Origin of the sequence: Bradyrhizobium guangdongense, from assembly GCF_004114975.1 — a bacterium.
Classification (GTDB): domain Bacteria; phylum Pseudomonadota; class Alphaproteobacteria; order Rhizobiales; family Xanthobacteraceae; genus Bradyrhizobium; species Bradyrhizobium guangdongense.
Window position 1 is genome coordinate 4,968,927 of the sequence record NZ_CP030051.1, and the last position, 21,005, is coordinate 4,989,931.

General features: G+C 63.7%; 21 protein-coding genes. 5 read left to right on the top strand and 16 right to left on the bottom strand.

What is annotated here, in order from left to right; genetic code table 11:
* Positions 1 to 157: 157 nt before the first annotated feature.
* The 7 genes from X265_RS23885 to X265_RS23915 all read right to left on the bottom strand — a co-directional run bounded on the left by X265_RS23885 (position 158) and on the right by X265_RS23915 (position 6,806).
* Positions 158 to 1,309, bottom strand: coding sequence for a helix-turn-helix transcriptional regulator (locus X265_RS23885; RefSeq protein WP_128967019.1), 1,152 nt, complete (start codon positions 1,307 to 1,309; stop codon positions 158 to 160).
* Between the two features lie 289 nt (positions 1,310 to 1,598).
* The gene (locus tag X265_RS23890) at positions 1,599 to 2,045 is read right to left on the bottom strand and encodes a MaoC family dehydratase (RefSeq protein WP_128967020.1); all 447 of its coding nucleotides are present in this window, start codon (positions 2,043 to 2,045) and stop codon (positions 1,599 to 1,601) included.
* Between the two features lie 387 nt (positions 2,046 to 2,432).
* On the bottom strand, positions 2,433 to 2,855 hold the full coding sequence (locus X265_RS23895) for a hypothetical protein (protein WP_128967021.1): 423 nt from the start codon (positions 2,853 to 2,855) through the stop codon (positions 2,433 to 2,435).
* Between the two features lie 12 nt (positions 2,856 to 2,867).
* On the bottom strand, positions 2,868 to 3,089 hold the full coding sequence (locus X265_RS23900) for a hypothetical protein (protein ID WP_128967022.1): 222 nt from the start codon (positions 3,087 to 3,089) through the stop codon (positions 2,868 to 2,870).
* 110 nt (positions 3,090 to 3,199) lie between these two features.
* Positions 3,200 to 4,015 carry a lytic murein transglycosylase gene (locus tag X265_RS23905; protein ID WP_128967023.1) on the bottom strand — a complete coding sequence of 272 codons (816 nt, stop codon included), beginning with the start codon at positions 4,013 to 4,015 and terminating at the stop codon, positions 3,200 to 3,202.
* Between the two features lie 119 nt (positions 4,016 to 4,134).
* Positions 4,135 to 4,941 carry a shikimate dehydrogenase family protein gene (locus tag X265_RS23910; RefSeq protein WP_128969383.1) on the bottom strand — a complete coding sequence of 269 codons (807 nt, stop codon included), beginning with the start codon at positions 4,939 to 4,941 and terminating at the stop codon, positions 4,135 to 4,137.
* A 5-nt stretch (positions 4,942 to 4,946) separates the two neighbouring features.
* Positions 4,947 to 6,806, bottom strand: a complete 1,860-nt coding sequence (locus tag X265_RS23915; protein ID WP_128967024.1) for a flavin-containing monooxygenase — start codon at positions 6,804 to 6,806, stop codon at positions 4,947 to 4,949.
* 186 nt (positions 6,807 to 6,992) lie between these two features.
* On the opposite strand from X265_RS23915, the gene X265_RS23920 reads away from it, so the two are divergent.
* Complete coding sequence (locus X265_RS23920) at positions 6,993 to 8,618, top strand: long-chain fatty acid--CoA ligase (protein ID WP_128969384.1); 1,626 nt, start codon at positions 6,993 to 6,995, stop codon at positions 8,616 to 8,618.
* Positions 8,619 to 8,709: 91 nt separating this feature from the next.
* Positions 8,710 to 9,819: a glycoside hydrolase family 172 protein gene (locus X265_RS23925; RefSeq protein WP_128967025.1), complete on the top strand. Its 1,110-nt coding sequence runs from the start codon at positions 8,710 to 8,712 to the stop codon at positions 9,817 to 9,819.
* Between the two features lie 75 nt (positions 9,820 to 9,894).
* On the opposite strand, the gene X265_RS23930 is transcribed toward X265_RS23925, so the two are convergent.
* From X265_RS23930 to X265_RS23950, 5 genes are all read right to left on the bottom strand, one after another.
* Complete coding sequence (locus X265_RS23930) at positions 9,895 to 10,761, bottom strand: efflux RND transporter periplasmic adaptor subunit (RefSeq protein WP_128967026.1); 867 nt, start codon at positions 10,759 to 10,761, stop codon at positions 9,895 to 9,897.
* Positions 10,758 to 10,964, bottom strand: a complete 207-nt coding sequence (locus X265_RS23935; protein WP_128967027.1) for a DUF1656 domain-containing protein — start codon at positions 10,962 to 10,964, stop codon at positions 10,758 to 10,760. The genes X265_RS23930 and X265_RS23935 overlap by 4 nt, the downstream gene beginning before the upstream one ends.
* Complete coding sequence (locus X265_RS23940; RefSeq protein WP_128967028.1) at positions 10,961 to 13,012, bottom strand: FUSC family protein; 2,052 nt, start codon at positions 13,010 to 13,012, stop codon at positions 10,961 to 10,963. The genes X265_RS23935 and X265_RS23940 overlap by 4 nt, the downstream gene beginning before the upstream one ends.
* Positions 13,013 to 13,014: 2 nt before the next feature.
* Positions 13,015 to 13,488, bottom strand: a complete 474-nt coding sequence (locus tag X265_RS23945; protein WP_128967029.1) for a MarR family winged helix-turn-helix transcriptional regulator — start codon at positions 13,486 to 13,488, stop codon at positions 13,015 to 13,017.
* A 132-nt stretch (positions 13,489 to 13,620) separates the two neighbouring features.
* Positions 13,621 to 14,529, bottom strand: coding sequence for an amino acid ABC transporter substrate-binding protein (locus tag X265_RS23950; RefSeq protein WP_128967030.1), 909 nt, complete (start codon positions 14,527 to 14,529; stop codon positions 13,621 to 13,623).
* 228 nt (positions 14,530 to 14,757) lie between these two features.
* Between X265_RS23950 and X265_RS23955 the strand changes: the two genes are divergently transcribed.
* The 3 genes from X265_RS23955 to X265_RS23965 all read left to right on the top strand — a co-directional run bounded on the left by X265_RS23955 (position 14,758) and on the right by X265_RS23965 (position 17,710).
* Positions 14,758 to 15,999, top strand: coding sequence for an amidohydrolase family protein (locus tag X265_RS23955; protein WP_128967031.1), 1,242 nt, complete (start codon positions 14,758 to 14,760; stop codon positions 15,997 to 15,999).
* Between the two features lie 35 nt (positions 16,000 to 16,034).
* Positions 16,035 to 17,240 carry an amidohydrolase family protein gene (locus X265_RS23960; RefSeq protein ID WP_128967032.1) on the top strand — a complete coding sequence of 402 codons (1,206 nt, stop codon included), beginning with the start codon at positions 16,035 to 16,037 and terminating at the stop codon, positions 17,238 to 17,240.
* Between the two features lie 158 nt (positions 17,241 to 17,398).
* On the top strand, positions 17,399 to 17,710 hold the full coding sequence (locus X265_RS23965) for a hypothetical protein (protein ID WP_128969385.1): 312 nt from the start codon (positions 17,399 to 17,401) through the stop codon (positions 17,708 to 17,710).
* Between the two features lie 15 nt (positions 17,711 to 17,725).
* Here X265_RS23965 and X265_RS23970 read toward each other — a convergent pair whose 3' ends face one another.
* The 4 genes from X265_RS23970 to X265_RS23985 form a co-directional block, all read right to left on the bottom strand.
* On the bottom strand, positions 17,726 to 18,640 hold the full coding sequence (locus X265_RS23970) for a DUF1932 domain-containing protein (RefSeq protein ID WP_128967033.1): 915 nt from the start codon (positions 18,638 to 18,640) through the stop codon (positions 17,726 to 17,728).
* Positions 18,640 to 19,509, bottom strand: a complete 870-nt coding sequence (locus tag X265_RS23975) for a substrate-binding domain-containing protein (RefSeq protein ID WP_128967034.1) — start codon at positions 19,507 to 19,509, stop codon at positions 18,640 to 18,642. The genes X265_RS23970 and X265_RS23975 overlap by 1 nt, the downstream gene beginning before the upstream one ends.
* A gap of 78 nt (positions 19,510 to 19,587) precedes the next feature.
* Positions 19,588 to 20,271 (bottom strand): 4-carboxy-4-hydroxy-2-oxoadipate aldolase/oxaloacetate decarboxylase, encoded by a 684-nt coding sequence (locus tag X265_RS23980; RefSeq protein ID WP_128967035.1) that lies wholly within the window; start codon positions 20,269 to 20,271, stop codon positions 19,588 to 19,590.
* Entirely contained in the window at positions 20,268 to 20,981 is a 714-nt protein-coding gene (locus tag X265_RS23985) for a PIG-L deacetylase family protein (protein WP_128967036.1), read from the bottom strand. The genes X265_RS23980 and X265_RS23985 overlap by 4 nt, the downstream gene beginning before the upstream one ends.
* Positions 20,982 to 21,005 lie beyond the last annotated feature (24 nt).

Genomic DNA, 21,005 nt, shown 5'->3' on the forward strand with positions numbered 1-21,005 from the left:
AGCGTATTGTGGTGGCGTGCATCGCCCCTCTCATTTCAAAAAGACGCCTATACGAAAGTATCAAATGACAAGCGTCATGCGTTCGGAGGACGAACGCAGCCTGGTCTTCACAATGGATTGAGATGGCGCAATCTCACCGCGCACGATGTGAATTGGATCACACGGGCTTGTCGGGACCGCTCGGCAGCGCAAACGGCGCAGCAAAGCCCCCCGCGATCTTCACCAAATCAGCTTGTCTGCCGGCGCCGGTCTTCTCGAACAGGCGACCGAGATGCGTCTTCACCGTCGTCTCGGCAATTCCGAGCTTTGCCGCAATGTCGGAAACTCCACCGAGCTCGACGATCGCCATCAGTACCCGCAGTTCAGATGGCGTCAGCTTGAAAGCCGCGCTCATCGCCGCCGTTGCGAACTGCGGGGCCATCAATACTTTCTGCAGGAAAAGCGCCGTCGCTACGCCGTCGCGTTGCAGGTTGCGGGCGTGTGTGGTCGGAAAGGCGTGAGCCAGATAGTGCTGACCGCTTGTCGAAGTCATGAGGTCGATGTTGCGGCGGTCGGCCCAGCCGGTTCCGCCAGCCGCGACATCGAAGAGAGTGCGGAGTATTTTGTCAGCCTGGGTGTTACGCGCCACCACGCGATCGCCGACGGTGGCGAGCAGATCGCCGTCGGCGAACATTTGGCGGCAGGCCGCATTGGCATGAACGACTCGCCCGTCTGCGTCGAACAGGCAGATGGCCGTGCTCAGCCGGTCGAGCACTTCCGCGAGGTCAGCCACGGTGTACGAGCGGGCTCTGATCTGCCTGCTCATGGCGCGGGAGCGCTGGATGTGCGGCGCGATCAATCGCATGCGTTCGCGCATTGCGTCGTCTACGGTCCCGCGTGATCGGCTGCGCATGACCTGCATGACCGTCATGCGCGCGTTCGATCGTTCGAGCGCGGCGGTCGCGAGGTCGACGGCGCCCTGCGGTTCCACCCATTCCCGATAGAACCTGGTAGCCACGAAGTCCGGATAGGGCATCACATCGGCCACGCCGATGGTCTGTTCGACGGCAAGGTCGAGGTGGCGATCGAGCAACGGATCGAGTTCGACGTAGCGATCCCGGTAGAGATCGCGGAAGCGGGAGTCCATTCCATGATGCTGGTGGATTTCGATCGAGAGCCGGGCTGCGTCCCGCAAGAGAATGGTGACAGCCGAACCGCCGACGAAACCCGCAACCTGCTCGAGCACGGCGCTTCGCCGCGCGGGATCGACGGCCGCGTCGTAGATCTCGCCGACCAGCAAGGAGAATCTTTGCGCCTCGACGATCGTCATCGGGCGGGCAATGCAGTCTGCAGGCCGGCAACGAGGAAACGCCAACCACCTGTGATCGTCGACGAAAAGACGTCGGAGAGAGATGCTGGAATAGCGAACATCGTCCTTGCGTAACGTCTACCGCAGGGTGCGGCTTGGACGTTTTCGCCAAAGACTAGGATAAATGCGAACAGCGAGCGGGCTATGTGCCACGCATCACGCACCGTCTCGCGATCGCTATTGCCTCTTGCTCAAGTCCTGTCTGCCAATATCCGAGACATCGGCCGTTTATTTCAAAGCGCGAGCCGCTCTAGGCACGCCGCGGCACGATGGCGATCGGGGTGAAGGTGTAGACCTCCTCGCCGTTCTGATTGAACATCGTCCACTTCACCAGCGCGATGCCTTGCGGCTTCGACTTCGACGGGGTCAGGCTCATGACCTCGCCGACCAAATGCAGTCGGTCGTTCGGCCGCACCGGGATGGTCCAGCGCAGCCCGTCGACGCCGGCGCCGATCAGCGGGTGCGACCCGAACGGTCGGGTCTGGATCGCGAGGTTCATGGCAATCGCCGCTGTGTGCCAGCCCGAGGCAGCCAGGCCCTTGAACAGGGTCTGCTTGGCAGCCTCGTGGTCGAGATGCATCGGCTGTGGGTCGAACTCGGCGGCAAACCGCTTGATGTCGGCCTCTGTAATTTCGATCTCGGGGGATTTGAAACGCATGCCAACGGAGAGATCGTCGAACCAGGCGATCTGGGCCATGATTTTGCCTCGAAATGGAACGTGCCGCCGGCGCATTGCGCACGGCTGGAAGGGATGGGTCGGTGTCACGAGATGTAGCGGCTTCGCCGCCCGCAGACCAGCTCCGGTTCCCCGCGAAACCCCTTTCCGATCTCGACGAAACACGCCTGAAACAGAGGGCCGGTTAACTGGCCGTCAAAATCATACAGGGACGCGTGTCATGCAATTCATCCTCGACCTGATCTATGAATATGCCTGCTGCCAGCACCTCGTCGCCCAGCCTCTAGGGGAGGACGAACTATGATCGAGCTGGTGTCAGCCCTCCTCGCCCTTTGCAGCATCGGCGTTTTCGCGGCGCACGCGCTCGATGCCTATCGTGCGACGCACGACTAACCGGCGCCCGCGATCCTAGAACGGCCTCCGGTAAAAATGCTCCGAATGCGTTGCCGGCGGAAACCGGTTGGCGAGCGCCAAGGCCCCCTTTTCGTCCGTTTCGAGCGCGATCTTCTGCGCCAGCATCACGTCACCAGGCACGAGAAAGCCTGACGGCACGAAGCACCACCCCATCGTTGCGATTCCGGCCTCATCGATTTCGTGGACATTTGCGGCAGTGCCGTAATGAATGCGATAGCGCTTGCCGCTGTCACAACCGACGACGTCGAAATGCCGGTGCTGCTCGAACTGCGCGCGCTGCTCGGCCGATAGCCATTCAGACAATAACCGGCGTCCGCGCGCCTCGGGCGTATTCTCGCCGAAGAAGCGCCGATAGAGCTCGCGGAGCGCGTGCAGACGCGCTCGCGCGGGCGCGCGAAACCTGAAGACCGCGATCATCGGCCGTTCAGATCAGCCGCCGACCAGGCGGGGATAGAACAGCGTTTCCTGCGCGGTCGGATCGAACGATTTGATACGCGTGACTTCGCCGGGTCCGGTCCGGTACGCAGCGGTAAAGCCCGCGCCGGTCAATTCCCGAAAGCGCTGTTCGGCCTGCGCCAGCGCTTCGGCATTCTCGGGATCAAACTCGTGGCGCGTATCGCCCGTTTGGTCCATCACGATCTGGGTAGCCATGTTGAGTCTCCTCATGCCCAGCCCTGAACTCGATCAAAGCAAACGTCGTGCCGTCGGTTCCCGAAAGCAACAACTTTCTCGGCATGCGCGGTCACGCCTTGCGGAGCGCCTCAGCGCGCCGCCGCCCCGCCGCCCCCGTCGATCTGCCGACCCATCAGCGCGATGGCCTTCTGGTAGACACCTGCCGCATTCCACGCCTGGATGGCGGCGAAATTCGGCTCACCCGGCTGGTAACCGGCTCCCGCCCGCCAGCCATTGGCTTTCAGGAAGTTCGCCGTGGAGCTCAGCGCGTTGGCGGCGACATCGAGATTGCCGGTGCCGTAGGCCAGGATGTTCTTGGGCATGAACTGGGTCTGGCCGACCTCGCCATGCATGGAGCCGCGGGTCGAGCCCGACAGCACGCCCCGATCGACCAGCTTCAGCGCCGCATAGAGCTGCTCGGTGAAGAATTCGGGACGGCGGCAGTCATAGGCCAGTGTCGCGATCGACGAGAGCATGTTCTGATTGCCGCGCTGGCTGCCGAAACCGGTTTCCATGCCCCAGATTGCAATCAGCGGGCCCGGCGGCACGCCGTAGCGCTGCTCGATCGAGGCGAACATCGCCGCCTGCGACTGCTTCAGCGAGCGGCCGCGTGCCACGATGGTGGTGGCGCCGCGCTTGGCCAGGAACTGCTCGAGGGAGAGCGAAAAACTGTGCTGGCTGCGATCAGCATTGATGGTGGCACTGGCGTAATTGGTCTGCATCAGGGCCGCGATTGCGGTCTGACCGATGCCCTTGCCCTGCGCCTCCGCGCTGAACTCGCGTTTCCAGGCCTCAAAGCCGCCGGGCCCGTTGCCGCATTGCGCGGCATGGGCGGCGGGCATCAAGGCCAACAGGAACGCGGCCGCGCCGATCATCGCCGTCGCAACGGTCTTGCCCTCAGTCATTCCTGCGTTCCCTCCTCTTCATCGCGCGACAGGCGCGCGCCGGCATGATCCTACGTCAGCCCCGCGCACTCAAGCCAGTGCAATCAATGCAAGCAATGTGCTTGACATCAATCGAAGGCTTACCGCCCGCCGTCGGTCCCGAGCAGGAAATCCACCATTATGCTCTGGTGCTGCAGGTACATGTCGGTGCCGGTTGCGGTGATGCAACCGAGCTTACGGGCTTGTGCGATGAAAGGCGGAATTTCAGGCTTGGTGATGACGCAGCCGCAATAGGCCGCCGGCGTCAGCCGCGTGACGTCGACCGGCAGCGGATCGCCGTCCACCATCCCCGCGGGTGTGGCATTGGCGACAAAGTCGAAGCCTGCCGGATCGATCGTGCCGGCCCGCACCGGCACCTTGCCGAGACCGTTGAGGCGGTCGATCAGCGCGTCGCGGCGCTCGGACGCGCTGTCGTGAATCGCGAGTTCGCTCACACCGGCCTCGACCAAGGCAAGCGCGATGGCCGAGCCTGCCCCACCGGCGCCGACGAGAAGCGCCCGCCTGCCGCGGGGATCAATCCCCTTCGCCCGGGCCGCGCCCACGAAGCCGAGACCATCGACCATATCGCCATGCCACGATCCGTCAGAGCGTCGGCGCATCAAGTTGACCGTGCGCAGAAAGTGCGCGCGATCGGTCGCGCTGGTACATGCCTGGTAGCAGGCGAATTTGTGCGGGATGGTCACGACGATCCCGTCGAGATTCTTCAGCCGCACCGCTACGGAAAGAAAATTGGACAAATCGGCGGTCGCAACCTGCACCGGAACGAGAATGCCGTCATGACCCCGCGCAGCGAATTCCGCGGAAACGCCGGCGGGCGAACGCACTTGCGCGATGGGATCGCCGACGATGGCGTAGAGCCGCGTCGCCCCCGTGGGAGCCGGGATCATACCGCTCATGCCGGAACCGGGGAACCGCCGGCCTTCACGTCTGGTCCATAGGTCAATTCCAAACCATCCAGCCTGCCCTCCTTCCGCCACTTGGCAAGCAGTCGCAGGAACGCCATTGGTCCACGCCAATATTGGCTGTTTCGCGCTGCGACAGGATCGAACACGCCCTCATTGTTGTAGTAGCCGGGCGTGCACTCGGCGAGATAGGTCTGGCGGCCGACCGCGGCTTTGACGACCTCGTCGACCCAGGCGTTCTCGGCAGCGAGCGTCGGCTCCAAGGTCCTGGCGCCCCGCTTGCGCGCTTCTGCGATCACATAGGCGATGTGCTGCGACTGCTCGTCGATGATGTGCGGGAAGTTGGCACTCTGTCCGGCCTGCACCGTCACGATCAGGAAGCAGTTCGGAAAGCCGCGGCTGTAGAAGCCGTGCATTGTCTTGACACCATCGCGCCAGCGCTCGGACAGGCTGATGCCGTCACGGCCATAGACCTCAAATCCCATGCGGCGTGCATAGTCGGTTCCGACCTCGAAGCCGCTGGCGTAGATCAGGCAGTCAAGTTCGTAGTCCTTGCCGTCCACGACGACCGCACTCTCCGTGATGCGCTCGACGCCCCTGCCCTTGGTGTCGACGAGATGCACGTTGGACCGATTGAACGTGTCGAGATATTCGTCATGGAAGCACGGCCGCTTGCAGAACGCCTTGTACCAGGGCTTCAGTGCCGCTGCTGTCGCCGCATCCTTGACCACGGTGTCGACCCGCGCGCGGATCTCCTCCATCTTGCGATAGTCGGCCTGCTCAATCACCCTCAGTGCCTCGTCCATCGACGTCACCGGCTGCGGCTGACGGCGCGGCGCCAGCAGTATCTCGCCAAGCAGGCCGGTCCAGCCGTCCTGCACCAGATCCTGCTCGAACGGCTCGCCCGAAATCACCGCGGTGAAATTGTCCATCCGCTCGCGTTGCCAGCCGGGCTTCAGGCTTTCCGCCCAGGCATGGTCCGTCGGACGGTCGTCCCGCACGCCGATCGCCGACGGCGTACGCTGGAATACGTAGAGCTCTTTCGCTGACCGGCCGAGATGCGGCACGCATTGCACCGCGGTCGCGCCCGTGCCGATGATGCCGACGCGCTTGTCGGCCAGACCGTCGAGCCCCCCCTCCGCGCTGCCGCCGGTGTAGGCGTAGTCCCAGCGGCTGGTATGGAAGCTGTGGCCTTTGAAGGTCTCGATGCCGGGAATGCCCGGCAGCTTCGGCCGGCTGAGCGGTCCTCCAGCGAGGATGACGAAACGCGCGCGGATGCGATCTCCCCGATCGGTCTCGACCAGCCAGCGGCTCTCCTGCTCCTGCCAAGCCATGCGCGAGATGACGGTCTGAAACAGCGCGCACTCGTACAGGCCGAAGTGACGGCCAATGCGGCGCGAATGCTCATAGATCTCCGGCGCGCGCGCATATTTGCGCACCGGCATGTACCCGGTCTCTTCCAGCAGCGGCAGGTAGATGTAGCTCTCGGTATCGCAGGCAGCGCCCGGATAACGATTCCAGTACCAGGTGCCGCCGAAATCGGCCGCCCTTTCCACGATGCGGAAATCGGTAATGCCAGCCGTGCGCAGGCGTGCGCCACACAGCAAACCGCCGAAGCCACCGCCGACAATGACGACCTGCGTCTCTTCGCTGACGGGCTCGCGCGCAAATCCGGCATTGGCCCAGGGATCGTCGAGATAGCGAGCAAAACCGCCTGATACCTCGACATACTGCGCCTTGCCTTCCGCGCGCAGCCGCAAGTCGCGCTCGTCGCGATAGCGCGCACGCAAGGCGTCAACATCGATGCTAGGCGCGCCGGCTGCACCGATCTTGTGTCTTTCCGCTGACATCGATCTCCTCCACGGCGGTGCGCCGCTTCGGCGGCAGCCCGCGCCAGTTAGCCCTGAAAAAGCAACGCACGCAATCATATCGGGCGCTTTTTGCGTGGACGTGGCGCGGCTTTCCGCTACCTTCCACGCAAGCACGAACGCGGCATGCAACGACATGATAAGGCGCACGGCTTTTCGGAGGGGACGATGCAGGGATTGATGATGGACATGCCGCTCTTGATAAGCGGGCTGATCCAATATGCCGCCGACTATCACGGCGAAGCGCAGATCGTCGCGCGAGAGATTGAGGGCGACATCCATCGCTACACCTATGCCGAGGCCCATCAGCGCATCAAGCGCATGGCGCTGGCACTGAAGCGGCTCGGCATGACCCAGGGGGATCGCGTCGGTACGCTCGCCTGGAATACGCACCGCCATTTCGAGATGTTCTATGCAGCGCCAGGCATGGGTTATGTGCTGCACACCGTCAATCCACGGCTATTCCCCGAGCAACTCGTCTACATCATCAATCACGCCGAAGACCGCATCCTCTTCGTCGACCGCGCCACACTGCCGATCGTCGAGGCGATCGCGCCGCAGCTGACGACGGTCGAGGCTTACGTGATCATGTCATCGCGCGAACGCATGCCGGAGACGAAGCTTGCTAACGTGCATTGCTACGAGGAGCTGCTGGCTAGAGAGAGCGATGCGGGATTCGCTTGGCCGCAGTTCGACGAGAAATCCGCCTCCACCATCTGCTACACCTCGGGCACGACGGGCAATCCCAAGGGCGTGATCTATTCGCACCGCGCCGCGATCTTGCAGACCATGACCTGCTGCAGCGCCGACTTTATTCCCGGGCATCTCGAGGGGGTGCGCGAGGTGATGATGCCGATGGCGCCGCTGTTCCACGGCAACGGCTGGAATATGCCGTTCACCGCGCCATATACCGGCTCAAAGCTGGTGCTGCCCGGCCGCAATTACGAACCCGACAAGCTCTACGAACTGCTGGAGGGCGAGAAGGTGACGCTGTCGGCGGGCGTACCGAGCTTCTGGTTGATCCTACTCGACTGGCTCGGCCGCACCGGCAATAAGTTTTCACGGCTGCGTGCAACACTCTCGTCAGGTTCGGCACCGCCGCGCGCGATGGTCGAGAAGCTCAAGCGCGACTATGGCGTCGACTATATCCAGGCCTGGGGCATGACGGAGGCGCTGGGCTGCTCGATGCCAGGGCTGCGACCCGGCTCGGAGCATCTCAGCGAAACCGAGATCTTCGACCGCCGCCAGGTCTCGGGCCGTGCTTGCTTCGGCACGACGTTGCGCATCGTCGACGACAGCGGCAACGAGCTGCCGCGCGACGGCAAGACCGTCGGTCATTTGCGCGCCCGCGGGCCCTGGGTCGCCTCCGGCTACATGAAGCTCGACGAGGGACTCGACCGCGACGGTTGGCTGATCACCGGCGACATGGCCGTGATCGATCAGTACGGCCACGTGACGCTCACCGACCGCTCGAAGGACGTGATCAAATCGGGCGGTGAATGGATATCCTCGATCCAGCTCGAGGACATCGCGTTGTCCCATCCCGACGTACTGCAAGCCGCCGTGGTCGCGATTGCGCACGAGAAGTGGCAAGAGCGCCCTCTCCTCCTCGTTGTCCGCAAGAAGGGCGCGACCATCGACGGCAAGACCCTGCTCGACCATATGCGTCCGAAGATCGCAAGCTGGTGGATGCCGGACGCGGTCGAGTTCCTCGACGAATTCCCGATGACCGGTACCGGAAAGGTGCTCAAATCGGCGCTGCGCGAGAAGTTCAGGGAATATCGCGCCGGATAGGTTAGCCCATCTCATTGCGCGATGATCTTCACCTTTTGGTAGATTCGCCGGCGATATATCCGAGACATCGCTACTCCTTCTCGAGGATATCATGGCGTTTTCCGGATTGGGCCTGCATCTCGGCAATCTCTCGCGCCTGTCGAACGCGCAGACGCGTTCGATCAGCCCCGAGAACTTCACAGGCGAAAAGGGCAAGGGCGGCATGGCCGTCGACGGTCCCGCGGCACGGCAGGCCCGTGACCTCGGCCAAGGCTGGAAGGTGTCGCCCTATGTCGTGATCGAGCCCGGCGCGACGTTCACACTCGCCGACATCAAGGGCCAGGGCGCGATCCAGCAGATCTGGATGACGCTGGCGCGCGGCCGCCTGCGCCATTCGATCCTGCGCGTGTATTGGGACGATCAGGAGCATCCGAGCGTAGAATGTCCAGCCGGTGATTTCTTCGCCTGCGGATGGGAGGAGTTCGCGCAGGTGTCGTCGCTCGCGGTCTGCGTCAACCCGGGCCGCGCCTTCAACTGCTACTGGGAAATGCCGTTCCGCAAGCGCGCCCGCCTCACGATGGAGAACCGCAGCGAGGAAGCGCTCACGGTCTACTATCAGATCAACTACACCCTGACCGAGGTGCCCGAGGATTGCGCCTACTTCCATGCCCAATTCCGCCGCACCAATCCGCTTCCCTACAAGGAAGTCTACACCATCCTCGATGGCGTGAGCGGACGCGGCCACTATGTCGGCACCTACATGGCGTGGGGCGTCAACAACAACGGCTGGTGGGGCGAAGGCGAGATCAAGTTCTTCATCGACGGCGACGGCGAATTCCCGACCATCTGCGGCACCGGCACCGAGGATTATTTCTGCGGTGCCTACAATTTCGATCCCTGTGTCGCGCATGCGGGCCAGCTACAATCGCGCTATGTGGAGTTCACCACGCCCTACGCCGGTCTGCCGCAAGTGATCCGCCCTGACGGCGTCTACAAGTCGCAGCAACGCTTCGGCATGTATCGCTGGCACATCCCCGACCCCATCCGTTTCCAGAGCGACCTTCGCGTGACGATCCAGGCGCTGGGCTGGCTGCCCGGCGTCAAGGAAGCCAAATACCTGCCGCTGCAGGACGATATCGCCTCGGTCGCGTTCTGGTATCAGACGCTGCCGACCTCGTCGTTTCCAACGCTGCCTGGCCCGGACTATCTGGAAATTGGTTAGATCGCGGCCAGTCGTAACGGGACCTGAGACGCTCTACCCGATGTCGGCCCAAAATATTCGAATGCGTCAAACCGGCTAGTTCACGACCTCCACCGTCGCGGAACGCCCCGCGACCAGCGACATTCCTTCGGGCACCTTGTCCAGCGCGATGCGTACGGGCACGCGCTGGGCCAGCCGGACCCAGCTGAAGGTCGGGTTGACGTTCGCAAGCAGGCTTGCGCCCTCGGCGCGGTCGCGATCCTCGATGCCGGCGGCAATGCTTTCGACGTGGCCTGTGAGGGTACCCTTCTCACCCATCAGGCGAACCTGCGCCTTGTCGCCAATGCGGATGCGCGCGAGCTTCGTCTCCTCGAAATAACCCTCCACATGCAGCGTGTCGCTGTCGACCAGCGCCATCACGCCTTTCCCGGCGGTGACGTAAGCGCCGGGCCGCAGATCCATGTTGGTGATCACACCGTTCACGGAGGCCCGAACCTCGCTGCGATCGAGATTGAGCTGCGCGAGCGCGCGGTCGGCAACAGCCTGATCGAACGCAGCCTTGGCCTGAAGCTGGGTCGCGAGCACTTGCTCCTGCTTCTGCTGCGACACCGCATCCGTCGTCAGCGCGCTGTACCGCTTCAGATCGGCATTGGCCTGATCGAGCGTGGCCTGGTGCCCCGCGACCGACGCATCGGCCTGCCGCAGCGCCAGCGCGAACCGCTCGCGGTCGATCTTGAACAGCACCTCGCCGCGGCGGACGTTCTGATTGTCCCTGACCAGCACGTCGGTGACGAAGCCCGAGACATCGGGCGCAACCTGAACCACGTCGGCGCGGACACGGCCGTCGCGCGTCCAGGGCGATTCCATGTAGTAGACCCACAGCTCGCGGCCGACAGCGAGCGCCGCAACCACGGCAATAATCGTCACCGCAAGCCGGCCGAGCCGGGCAAAATTCCCTTTCATGAGAGATACTCCGAGAGATAGACGACGCCGCCGAGCAGGCAGACGAAGACAGCAAAATCGAACAGCGCGCGGTGCCAGACCAGGCGGTAGAGATCGAAGCGCTGCATGACCAGGCGGAGAAGCGCGCTCAGCGCATAGGCGACGATGATCCAGAGCAGCAGCGCCGGCACGAGCACGCCGTAGATGTCGATCACATATCTCATGCCGCCAGACTCTCGCCTGCGCGCGGCCGGTAGGCCGGCGCGTCCGGGAACAAGCCCCGCCTGATGCCGACAAGGCCGATCAGAGCGTCTTCGCGCGCGCGGTCATTGGGATCCTTCACGGCTTGGGCCAGGGCGCGATCGACGCTGGTCAGGAGGTCGTGGGGCATGCCACCGCCCGCATAGTTGCGGCACGCGGCGGCAAGCTGGTCGAGCATGTCGTCGATGACGGAGATGGTCGATACCGCAAGGCCGTAGCGCGCTCGGCGCAGATCAATGATGTTGATTCCGATGCGGAGCTGCACCAAGCTATCGGCGTCGCGCCGGTCGCTCTCCGAGAGAAAGGCGATGCGCTGAACCAGAAGCCCGAGTCGGTGCAGCATGAGGCCCGCGAACTCCGCGCGGTCGTGCTTGCCCCGCCTCTCGGCGGCGATTGCGATCGTGATCCAACCCGACAACACCAGACGGTTGGCGATCCACTCGGCCCCCACTCCGCGCGCGATCCGCGTCACCAGTTCGGCGATCACGACGCCGACGAAAAAGGCGACGGCGGAATTGGCGTAGGACGCGAAATCCGCGCTGTAGGTGGATTGCAGCGCCAGCAGCGTCGCCGTGTTGGCCGCGAGCGCCATGCCGGTGCCTGCCGTTGCCGGCCGCGCGATCAGGAATCCATAGAGCAGGAAAGCCGGCGCGAGCGCGAAGACGAGCACTTCCAGGTGCGAGATTGCAGGGACCAACGCGAACAGATAGATCGCGACCACCACGATGGAGACGAGGGACCACAGGCCGAAACTGCGGATGAAGCGCGCAGGCTCGTCCTGCGCGGCAAAAAAGGAACAGGCCACCGCCGCCATCATCGGCGCCGAGGCGCCGTCAGGCCAGCCTGTGCCGATCCAGAACCCGCAGCAGATCAGGATGGCCGTTGCCGCGCCGGCGGCCGACCACATCGCGAGTCCGCGGTCCCGATGGCGTACAGACGCGGCGCCAGCCTCGGAATGGAAGGTCAGGTCGAGGGTCGATACGCTTCGGCTCTCGGCAATCGCCTCGGTCAGTTCACGGCAATCGCCCGAGAGATCGACGAGCTCGCGCAACCGCAACAGCAGGCTCGTGATGATGATCCGCTCCCAGGACGTGCTGTCATCGAGCACGGCTTGCCGCTCGGCAATCATGTCGCGAATTCGTTCGGCCGGCTGCCGCGCGCCGACATCGCTGACGATCCACTGCGCCAGATCTTCCAGCAATCGCTTCAGTTCCGGTTGCCGACGCAGCGCCTGGTCGCCGAGGGCAGCGAGCCGGTCTTCGAGCGAGGCGATCACAGGCAGCAACATCAGCATCCGCAGCCGGATCTCGCCGAGACCGCTCACCACGTTACGATCGGTCAGGCGATCGTAGGCCAGATGGGTCGAGAGCGTGTCGATCTCGACGATGTCGGTCGCGAGCTTGATACGCCTGCCGCGGCGGCTTTCACTTGTGCCCTCATGCAGCAGAACGACCTGGCTGAGGTGGCGTGCATCGGAGAGCCAGCTATCGACTCGGGCCGCAACAGCAGGCGCCACGCTGCGCGGAAGCACGATGGTCGAGACCAGGCTGGCGCAGATGATGCCGAGCGAGATTTCCTCGAGCCTCGCGACCGCTGTATCGAAGATCGCGCCGGGCTCGGACACCGATGGAAAGCCGATCAGCGCCACCGTGTAACCGGCCAGCATGAAGACATAGCTGCGCGGCGTGCCGTCGAGCAGCGACAGATAAAGGCAGAACCCGACCCAGAGCGCGATGGCGAGGCACAGCAATTCCGGCGCGTCGATCAGGTTCGGCACCAGCGCCACCGTCATGATCGCCCCGACCAGCGTGCCCATGACGCGGAAAAGCGCCTTCGAGCTGGTGGCGCCGGCCAGCGGCTGCGAGGTGATGTAGACGGTCGCCATCGCCCAATAGGGCCGCGGCAGGTCCATGGCGAGCGCGATGACGAGCGCCAGCATCGACGCGGCAAACGTCTTCAAAGCAAAGATCAGGTCCGCATGGCGGACCAGAAACGGTTCATCTGTGCGCATCGCTACTTCGCCTCGGGGCCGGCCTTGGCGTCCTGCAGCCGGGCGGCTCGCTGTTCGATGCGCTGAAGAGTCCTGAAGGTGATGGCAAGTTCCTCGGATCGGATATCCTTCAGGAGGCTGGCCCGCACGCGGCGCAGCACCCGGTTGGTCTCCTCGACCTTGGTTTCGCCCGCTTTGGTCAGATGGAGCGTCTTGGCTCGGCGATCGGTCGGGTCTTCCCGCCGCTCCACCAGGCCTTCGGCCTGAAGCAGATCGACCAGCCGGACCAGCGACGGTCCCTCGATGCCGAGTTCGTCGGCGAGCACGCCCTGCCGCACGTTCTCGCCCTGGCGCGACAGCACCAGGAGTGGAATTGCAGTCGCGTAGGACAGGCCGTGGTCGGACAGCGCCTGATCCGACTCGCGCCGCCAAAGGCGGGCGAGGCGCGCGACGAGCCGGCCGATTTCGCTGTGGATATGAGGCTGGGAGGGAACCACGCCAAATAGATAGGAGACTAACTATTAGCTCGCAATCCTAAAGCCGATCACGAAATGGCGACCGGCTCGCGGCATCTCGCATGGGGTTCCCGAGCGCCGCGCACCGGCTGGGTTTACAGGCTGCGCCCCGGCTCACTTCACCAGGTATACGTCCGGATCAGCGCTAGAGCTCGGGTTCTTGAAGGCGTTGCGCAAAGCGGCCGACATCGGGACGTTGTAGTTGAGGCCGTTCGGCGGCGTCGGCGATTCCAGCCACTTCCTGTAGAGCACCTCGATCTCCGGGCTCGCATAGAGTTCGGCCGTGGCGCGATCGGCCAGCGCCTTGAACGGCGCATCGTCCCGACGCAGCATGATGCCGTAGGGTTCAGGCTTGGAGAAGGTCTCCTCGCTGATCATGAACTGGCCCGGCTCCTTGGAGCGCGCGATGGCAACCGCGAGCTGCACGTCATCGAGCGCATAGGCCTGCGCGCGGTCGGTCTCCAGCAACAGGAACGCTTCAGCCTGATCCACGGCCGGCATGATCTTGATGCCGAGGTTGCGCTCGGAATTGACCTTGGCCAGCTGGTTCAGGTTGACCGAACCTCCCACCGCCGTGACCGCCTTGCCCTTGAGGTCGTCGATAGTGTTGATCTTGGCGGCCTTCTTCGCTGCAAATCGCGTCGCGCTGAGGAAGTGCGTGTTGGTGAAGGCGACCTGCTTCTGGCGATCGGCGTTGTTGGTGGTCGCCGAGCAGTGCAGATCGAGCGTGCCGTTCACCATCAGCGGGATGCGGTTCGACGAGGTGACGGCGACATAGTCGACGGCGATGTCGGGCATGGCGAGCTGCTTCTTCACGGCATCGACGATCTTCAAACAGATGTCCATGGCAAAGCCGACCGGCTTCTGGTTGCCGTCGAGATAGCTGAAGGGCACGGAGGCTTCCTGATAGCCCAGGGTGATCTTCTTGGTCTCCTTGACCTTCTGAAGCGTCCCCGTGAGATCCTCGGCCGAGGCCGCGCCTGCAAGACATGTGACGGCCAGAACAACGGCGGGTAGACGCATCGGGGGGCTCCTGAATGGGCTGCGCCTCCATCTCGGGCGCAATCGAGATTCTGGTAGCCCAGGCGCGCGCCAATCACCAGATCAGCCCGCGTCTATCAGCTATCCCCGCCTTCGATAGGTGCGAGGACATCAGGGAGAACGCATATATTTTGATCAAATCCCGCGCTACATTGCTGCACGCCTGCCATCTCCCCGATTGCTATAAGTTCTCGATCAAGATTCCCTGCCATGATCACCCAGACAGCCTTCGACCTGATCTTCCGCAACGCTCGATTGCGCTCATCCCCGTTGCCCGTAGATATCGGCGTGAAAGTCGGGCGTATTGCCGCGATCGAACCCAGGCTGGCCTGCGAAGCCGTCGAAGTCGATCTCGAGGGCCGGCTGGCCCTGCCCGGCTTCGTCGACACCCACATCCATCTCGACAAGGCCTGCATCCTCGAGCGCTGCGGGCACATTCACGGCACGCTCGGCGATGCGATCCGTACCGTCTCGGCGATGAAGCGTGACTTCACCACCGACGACGTCTATGCGCGCGGCGCCAAAGTGCTCGAGCGCGCCATCGTGCACGGCACGACGCGGATGCGGACCCATGTCGAGATCGACCCGCGCATCGGCTTGCGGAGCTTCGAGGCAATCAAAGCGCTCAAGCGCGATTATGCCTGGGCGATAGATCTGTCGCTTTGCGTCTTCCCGCAGGAAGGCCTGACCAACGATCCCGGAGCCGACGAACTGCTGGTGGAGGCCTTGCGCGACGGCGCTGATGCGATCGGTGGTTGCCCGTATACGGACACCGACCCGAGCGCACATCTCGCACGCATTTTCGACCTCGCCCAGGAGTTCGACCTCGACGTCGACCTCCATCTCGATTTCGATCTCGATCCGTCCTGGTCGCATCTCGACGAGGTCATCAGGCAGACCGAGCGGCGCAACTACGGCGGCCGCGTCGCGATCGGGCATGCCACAAAACTATCCGCCATGCCGCCGGACCGGCTGAAGGCTACCACCGCGCAACTGGCGAAGGCCGGCGTTGCCGTCACGGTGCTGCCGGCGACCGATCTCTATTTGATGGGACGCGAGGCCACCCACAACGCGCCGCGCGGGCTGACGCTCGCGCACAAGCTCGCGGGCGACAGTGTCGTCTGCTCGGTCGCGACCAACAACGTGCTCAACCCGTTCACACCGTTCGGCGATGCCTCGCTGCTGCGGATGGCGAACTTTTACGCCAACACCGCCCACGCCTCCGTCAGCGATTTCGACACCTGCCTCGACCTTGTCACCGAGCTGCCGGCGCGGCTGATGAACCTCGGAGATTACGGGATCGCAGTCGGCAAGCTCGCCGATCTCGTCGTGCTCGACATCAAAGACAGCCGCTTCGCCGTGGCGGAGCTGCCGGATATCCTGATGGGCTTCAAGAATGGCCGACAGACCTTTGAGCGCGCGCCGGCCAAGCTGCTTCGTCCGCGAAACTGAGCGCGCGCGACATCAATCGATCAACGGAGCACCGGATGGCCTTCGACAAGATCTTCCTGAACGCCCGCTTCGACGACGGGACGCCGCATCACATCGCGGTCAAGGACGGTCGCATCGCCGCGCTCCTGCCGACTGATGCGCCCACAGACGGCGCCGCGACCATCGACCTCGGCAACGCGCTGGTCGCTCCAGGCTTCGTGGAAGGCCACATCCATCTCGACACCAGCTTCTATGGCGATGCCTGGCGTCCGCACAAGCCCTGCACCAACGGTTTCAACGTGCACGAACGCGTCGCCTTCCAGGCCCAGAACATGGCTGAGGCCGCACCGATGGACGTACGGGCGCGCAACCAGCTCGATCTCTGCATCGGTCACGGCACCACGCAAATGCGCAGCCACGTCATGGTCGACGGCTCGGTCGGCCTGAAGTCGCTGGAGACGATCTTGCGCGTGCGCGAGGACTATCGCGGCCTGATCGACATTCAGCTCGTCGCCTTTCCCCAGAGCGGCATCTTGACGAGCCCCGGCACACCGCAACTGCTCGACGAGGCCATCGGCCTCGGCGCAAACCTCGTCGGCGGGCTGGATCCCGCAAGCTTTGATCGCGATGTCGAGAAGCACCTCGACGTCGTGTTTGGCGTCGCCGACAAGCACGGCGTCGACGTCGACATTCACTTGCACGACATGGGTACGCTCGGCGCCTTCGAGATCGAGCAGATCGCGGCGCGGACGCGCGCGCTCGGCATGGAGGGCCACGTCGCCATCAGCCACGCTTATGGACTTGGCGACATCACGATGGACCAGCTCAAATCAGTCGCCGACACCCTCGCTCGTTCCGGCGTCGCGATCATGACGAATGCGCCCGGCACGCGGCCGTTCCCGCCAATTCTTGTCCTGCGCAATGCCGGCGTCACCGTATTCAGCGGCAATGACAACATCCGCGATTCCTGGTGGCCCTATGGCGACGGCGACATGCTGCGCCGGGCGACGACGCTCGGCTATCGCTCGGGCTTCAACACCGACGGGGAGTTGCGGGTCGCATTCGACCTGGTCACTGCGTCGGGCGCCAAGGCGCTGAGGCTCGAAGATTACGGCCTGCGGGTGGGTGCCAAAGCCGATTTCGTGACGTTGGACGCAGAGCATGTGCCGGAGGCCGTGGTCGCGGCGCCCCCGGGCCGCGCTGTCTACAAGGCAGGTATGCTTGTTGCGTCTAACGGTACGATTGTCGGGAGACAACGCTGATCATTGGGTCTTTTCGGCCCGATTTCTCGCGAATTCGCGGCCGAATCCCGAGTCCGGTAGAATCCCGGACCGTATCCCAACGCGTTGCGAGAAAGGTGGCACTAACCATAATACGACACGCGTCCTGACCGTCTGCGTTCTCTGAGGAAGTTATGGATCTGTTCAGCGCATTCAGCAGCATCGATTACCAATCTATTCGGGCCAACACGCCCGCCGAAATGGCCGTCAAGCGATTGAACGGCATCGGCGAAGCGCTCTCCAGCCTCGATATCTCGGCGATCCATTCGCGCGACGACATGGCCCGCGCGCTGTGGACGCTCGACACCGCCGACAAATGCATTCGCATGATCCTGACCGAATTCAGGAGCGTACGCACTAAGGACGTCGTCCGCCAAGCCAAGAGCCTGATCGACCTGATCGAGGCCGCCCGCGACGAAGTCTCGAGCTATCGTGGCATGGTCCTGAGCTGAACGTGGCGCTCGGCCTCAGCGTTTGATTTTCGCCAGGATCCGATCCGCCTCGGTGCGCCAGTCCGGACTGCGGGCAAACTCCTTCGTTCCCCTGGGTCCGAACAGACCCTCGTCGGCGAGATCGGCCACCCAGGCCTGACGTTCGGCCGTGCCCTGCGCCGACCACGGCGTCAGCCCCGCCTCGCGCACGGTCTCGGCGACCTCGCGCACCTCCTCGGCCCGGCGACGGCCGTGCTCGATGACGCGCTGGAAGAAATAGGCGCCCTGCTTCTCCCAATTGATCGCCGGAAAGGTCTCCGCGAGCGAGGCCAATACGGCATCTTCGACGCCATAGGCGCGCGCAGTGGTGAAGCTTTCGATCACCATGGCCTCGAGTCCCTTGATCATGATGCTGCGGCACATCTTCACGGCGGATGAGACGCCGAGCTTGTCGCTCGCGACCTTGGCCGCAAAGCCTATGGCGTTCAGCAGCGGTTCCAGCTCCTTCGCGCCGGGGCCACCCAGCAGGAGCGGCACCTTGATCCGGTAAGGCGGCACCGAGGTCATCACGGCACCTTCGACATAGCGGCCCGCGGCACCGTCGATCAGCGCCGCGGCCCTTTGCTTGGCGCCCGGAGAGGCCGAGTTGAAATCGAGGAACCAGGTGCCCTGGTTGATTGCGGCCGCGCAGGCTCTTGCCACCGGCACGGCCTGACTGGCCGTCACCGCCGAAACGATGAAATCCGACTTCGCCGTCAGTTCGGCGTGAGAGGCCGCGAGCGTCACGCCGAATTTCGCCGCATGCTCCGTGAGCGGCGCGCCCTGCTCGCCGCCGAGCTTGATGTCGTAGGCCGCGACCTTGATATCCTGCTGGCGCAGATCCTCGGCCAGGATCCGGCCGACCTCGCCATAACCGACAAGCCCGATCTGCCACCGCTTCGGATCCACCATCAGTTCAACCCTCGTGTCGTTTCGTCGAACAGCTCTTCAACCGCGTAGCGGCGCGGGATCAGCCCCTGCTGGAATGCGTAGTCGACGATCAGCTCCAACGGCTTTCTGTTGGCCTCGATCCCGAACGGAACGACGTCGGGCGTCGCCGCCGGTCCCGCCTGCTCCTTGTTCCGCTTGAGCAGATCATAGACGCCCGCGACCACGTCGGGACGCGCTTTCGCGAGCTGCTCAGTCACGACCACGAGATGATTGACCGGCACGACGCCGCGCCGGTCATACCATTTCGCGGCTTCCGCGGCCGGATCGGGAAACAGCGACTTCAGTTTGGGATTGTCAGTGGTCTCGCCTAGGACGGCATCGAGTTCGCCGTCGAGCAGCATCTGCAGAACCTTCTTGTCCTTCGGCGCGCGCTCGGTCGTGTCGACATATTCGGCGACATGCGGATCCTCGAAGGTCACCCATTTGATCTTCCCGAGATCGACGCCGTAATCGTTGGCCAAAATGCCCCTGATCCAGGCGCCGGTCGTCGTCGTGAAGGAGCGGATGCCGACGCGCCTGCCTTCGAGGTCGGATGGTCCGACCGTCCCGTGCGCCGGATTGTATAGCGCATAGGCATGCTGGAAGCGGCCGAGCACGGTGGCCGGCAGCAGCACCAGCGGCTTGCCGTGGGCTTTCGCCATCAGATAGGTGACGATCGCCATCTCGCAGACGTCGAAGGCCTGCTCGCGCACCATCGGCTTGAACGCGGTGTTGGTGGGCGTGTACTCGATAAAGTCGAGCTCGAACAGATCGGAGCGGAGCTCGCCGCTCTTCACCGCCTTGACGTGAGGGTGATTGCCGAGCACGGCCTTCAGCTTGAGACGATCCATCCACCCGCTCCGCTTTTCGCGAGCATGATCCGGAAAAGTGTGCAGCGGTTTTCCGAAGAGATCATGCTCAAAACAATCTTACACGTCCTCGGGATTATCGACATAGACGAGCCCGGCCTTCGCCAGCGCCTCGCGCATGCTGTACATGTCGAGGCCGAGTTCGCCCGAGGCCAGACGGGCGCGCTTGCCGCCCTCGTCGGCGTTGCGCTTCTTCGCCTTCCCGGCGACCTCAGCGACGTAACGCTTCGGCACCACGACGACGCCGTCATCATCGGCCACGATGATGTCTCCGGGATCGACGTTCACGCCGGCGCAGACCACGGGGATGTTGACCGAGCCGAGCGTTGCCTTGACCGTGCCCTTGGCCGAGACCGCGCGCGACCACACCGGAAACTTCATCTCGTGCAGCGCCTTGACGTCGCGGCAGCCCGCATCGATGATGAGGCCCTGCACGCCGCGCGCCTGCAGCGAGGTCGCCAGCAGTTCGCCGAACATCCCGTCGGTATTGTCGGTGGTGCAGCCGACGACGAGGATGTCGCCTTTCCTGCACTGCTCGACCGCGACATGAATCATCCAGTTGTCGCCGGGCTGCGCCAGCACGGTGACAGCGGGACCGGCGATCGATGCCCCGGCCCAGACCGGCCGCAAATACGGCTTCATCAAACCGAGGCGGCCATAGGCTTCGTGCACCGTCGAGACACCGTATTCGGCCATCCCGGCCGGATCGGCTCGCTTGATGTTACGGACGACGACCGGCTTCATGCCAATTCCTCCGCAACGGTCGGGAACAGGCGTTGATAGGCTTCGCCATAGGTCATGGGCACGCCGGTGTTGCGGCTGCCCTGGATGCCGCGGTTGAGCGCGACGCGCTCGTAATAGCCCCAGAGATGCTTTTGGGCGGCGAGGATCTGGAATGCCTCGTACTTCTCCTTCCAGACCTCGTCGATCTTGAGGATCATGTCCGGCTTGTAGTTGCACTGCTCGGGCTGGTGCGGCTCGAACAGGAACACCGGAGGCGCCGAATATTTGTACTGCGCACCGGGCTTGTGACCCATGGCTTGGGCGACCACACGGGTCTCCTGGGCGAAATGCGCCGCATTCGGATGATCGAAATTGTAGGGATCTTCCAGCGCGTGCGTCAGCACGAAGCTCGGGTTGAGCTCGCGGTAGATGTCGACCATGCGGTCGAAATGCGCTTCGGTCAGCTTGAGCGGATAATCGCCGCAGTCGAAGAACTCGATTTCGGCCCCGAGCAGCTTCGCCGCGCGCTCGGCCTCATCCTTGCGGCCGGCCTTGACCGATTCCAGCGTCGCGCCCTTCTCCTTCCAGGCGAACTGGCTCTCCCCGCGCTCGCCAAACGACAAGCAGACGATCTTCATGCGGTAGCCCTTCTTCGCATGCAGCGCGATCGCGCCGCCGGCGCGCCAGACGAAATCGCCGGGATGGGCGGTGATCACGAGACCTGCTTTCATGGGAGACCCCCCTCTTGCTTCGTC

What these genes read in the sequence shown, in the direction of transcription:
- X265_RS23980 (WP_128967035.1), bottom strand. Translation starts at nt 20,271, where the DNA reads ATGAAGCCGGTCGTCGTCCGTAACATCAAGCGAGCCGATCCGGCCGGG.
- X265_RS23935 (WP_128967027.1), bottom strand. Translation starts at nt 10,964, where the DNA reads ATGAGATATGTGATCGACATCTACGGCGTGCTCGTGCCGGCGCTGCTG.
- X265_RS23895 (WP_128967021.1), bottom strand. Translation starts at nt 2,855, where the DNA reads ATGATCGCGGTCTTCAGGTTTCGCGCGCCCGCGCGAGCGCGTCTGCAC.
- X265_RS23950 (WP_128967030.1), bottom strand. Translation starts at nt 14,529, where the DNA reads ATGCGTCTACCCGCCGTTGTTCTGGCCGTCACATGTCTTGCAGGCGCG.
- X265_RS23975 (WP_128967034.1), bottom strand. Translation starts at nt 19,509, where the DNA reads ATGGATCGTCTCAAGCTGAAGGCCGTGCTCGGCAATCACCCTCACGTC.
- X265_RS23915 (WP_128967024.1), bottom strand. Translation starts at nt 6,806, where the DNA reads ATGTCAGCGGAAAGACACAAGATCGGTGCAGCCGGCGCGCCTAGCATC.
- X265_RS23985 (WP_128967036.1), bottom strand. Translation starts at nt 20,981, where the DNA reads ATGAAAGCAGGTCTCGTGATCACCGCCCATCCCGGCGATTTCGTCTGG.
- X265_RS23930 (WP_128967026.1), bottom strand. Translation starts at nt 10,761, where the DNA reads ATGAAAGGGAATTTTGCCCGGCTCGGCCGGCTTGCGGTGACGATTATT.
- X265_RS23910 (WP_128969383.1), bottom strand. Translation starts at nt 4,941, where the DNA reads ATGATCCCGGCTCCCACGGGGGCGACGCGGCTCTACGCCATCGTCGGC.
- X265_RS23920 (WP_128969384.1), top strand. Translation starts at nt 6,993, where the DNA reads ATGCAGGGATTGATGATGGACATGCCGCTCTTGATAAGCGGGCTGATC.
- X265_RS23905 (WP_128967023.1), bottom strand. Translation starts at nt 4,015, where the DNA reads ATGACTGAGGGCAAGACCGTTGCGACGGCGATGATCGGCGCGGCCGCG.
- X265_RS23900 (WP_128967022.1), bottom strand. Translation starts at nt 3,089, where the DNA reads ATGGCTACCCAGATCGTGATGGACCAAACGGGCGATACGCGCCACGAG.
- X265_RS23890 (WP_128967020.1), bottom strand. Translation starts at nt 2,045, where the DNA reads ATGGCCCAGATCGCCTGGTTCGACGATCTCTCCGTTGGCATGCGTTTC.
- X265_RS23940 (WP_128967028.1), bottom strand. Translation starts at nt 13,012, where the DNA reads ATGCGCACAGATGAACCGTTTCTGGTCCGCCATGCGGACCTGATCTTT.
- X265_RS23970 (WP_128967033.1), bottom strand. Translation starts at nt 18,640, where the DNA reads ATGGTGGATCCGAAGCGGTGGCAGATCGGGCTTGTCGGTTATGGCGAG.
- X265_RS23925 (WP_128967025.1), top strand. Translation starts at nt 8,710, where the DNA reads ATGGCGTTTTCCGGATTGGGCCTGCATCTCGGCAATCTCTCGCGCCTG.
- X265_RS23955 (WP_128967031.1), top strand. Translation starts at nt 14,758, where the DNA reads ATGATCACCCAGACAGCCTTCGACCTGATCTTCCGCAACGCTCGATTG.
- X265_RS23885 (WP_128967019.1), bottom strand. Translation starts at nt 1,309, where the DNA reads ATGACGATCGTCGAGGCGCAAAGATTCTCCTTGCTGGTCGGCGAGATC.
- X265_RS23960 (WP_128967032.1), top strand. Translation starts at nt 16,035, where the DNA reads ATGGCCTTCGACAAGATCTTCCTGAACGCCCGCTTCGACGACGGGACG.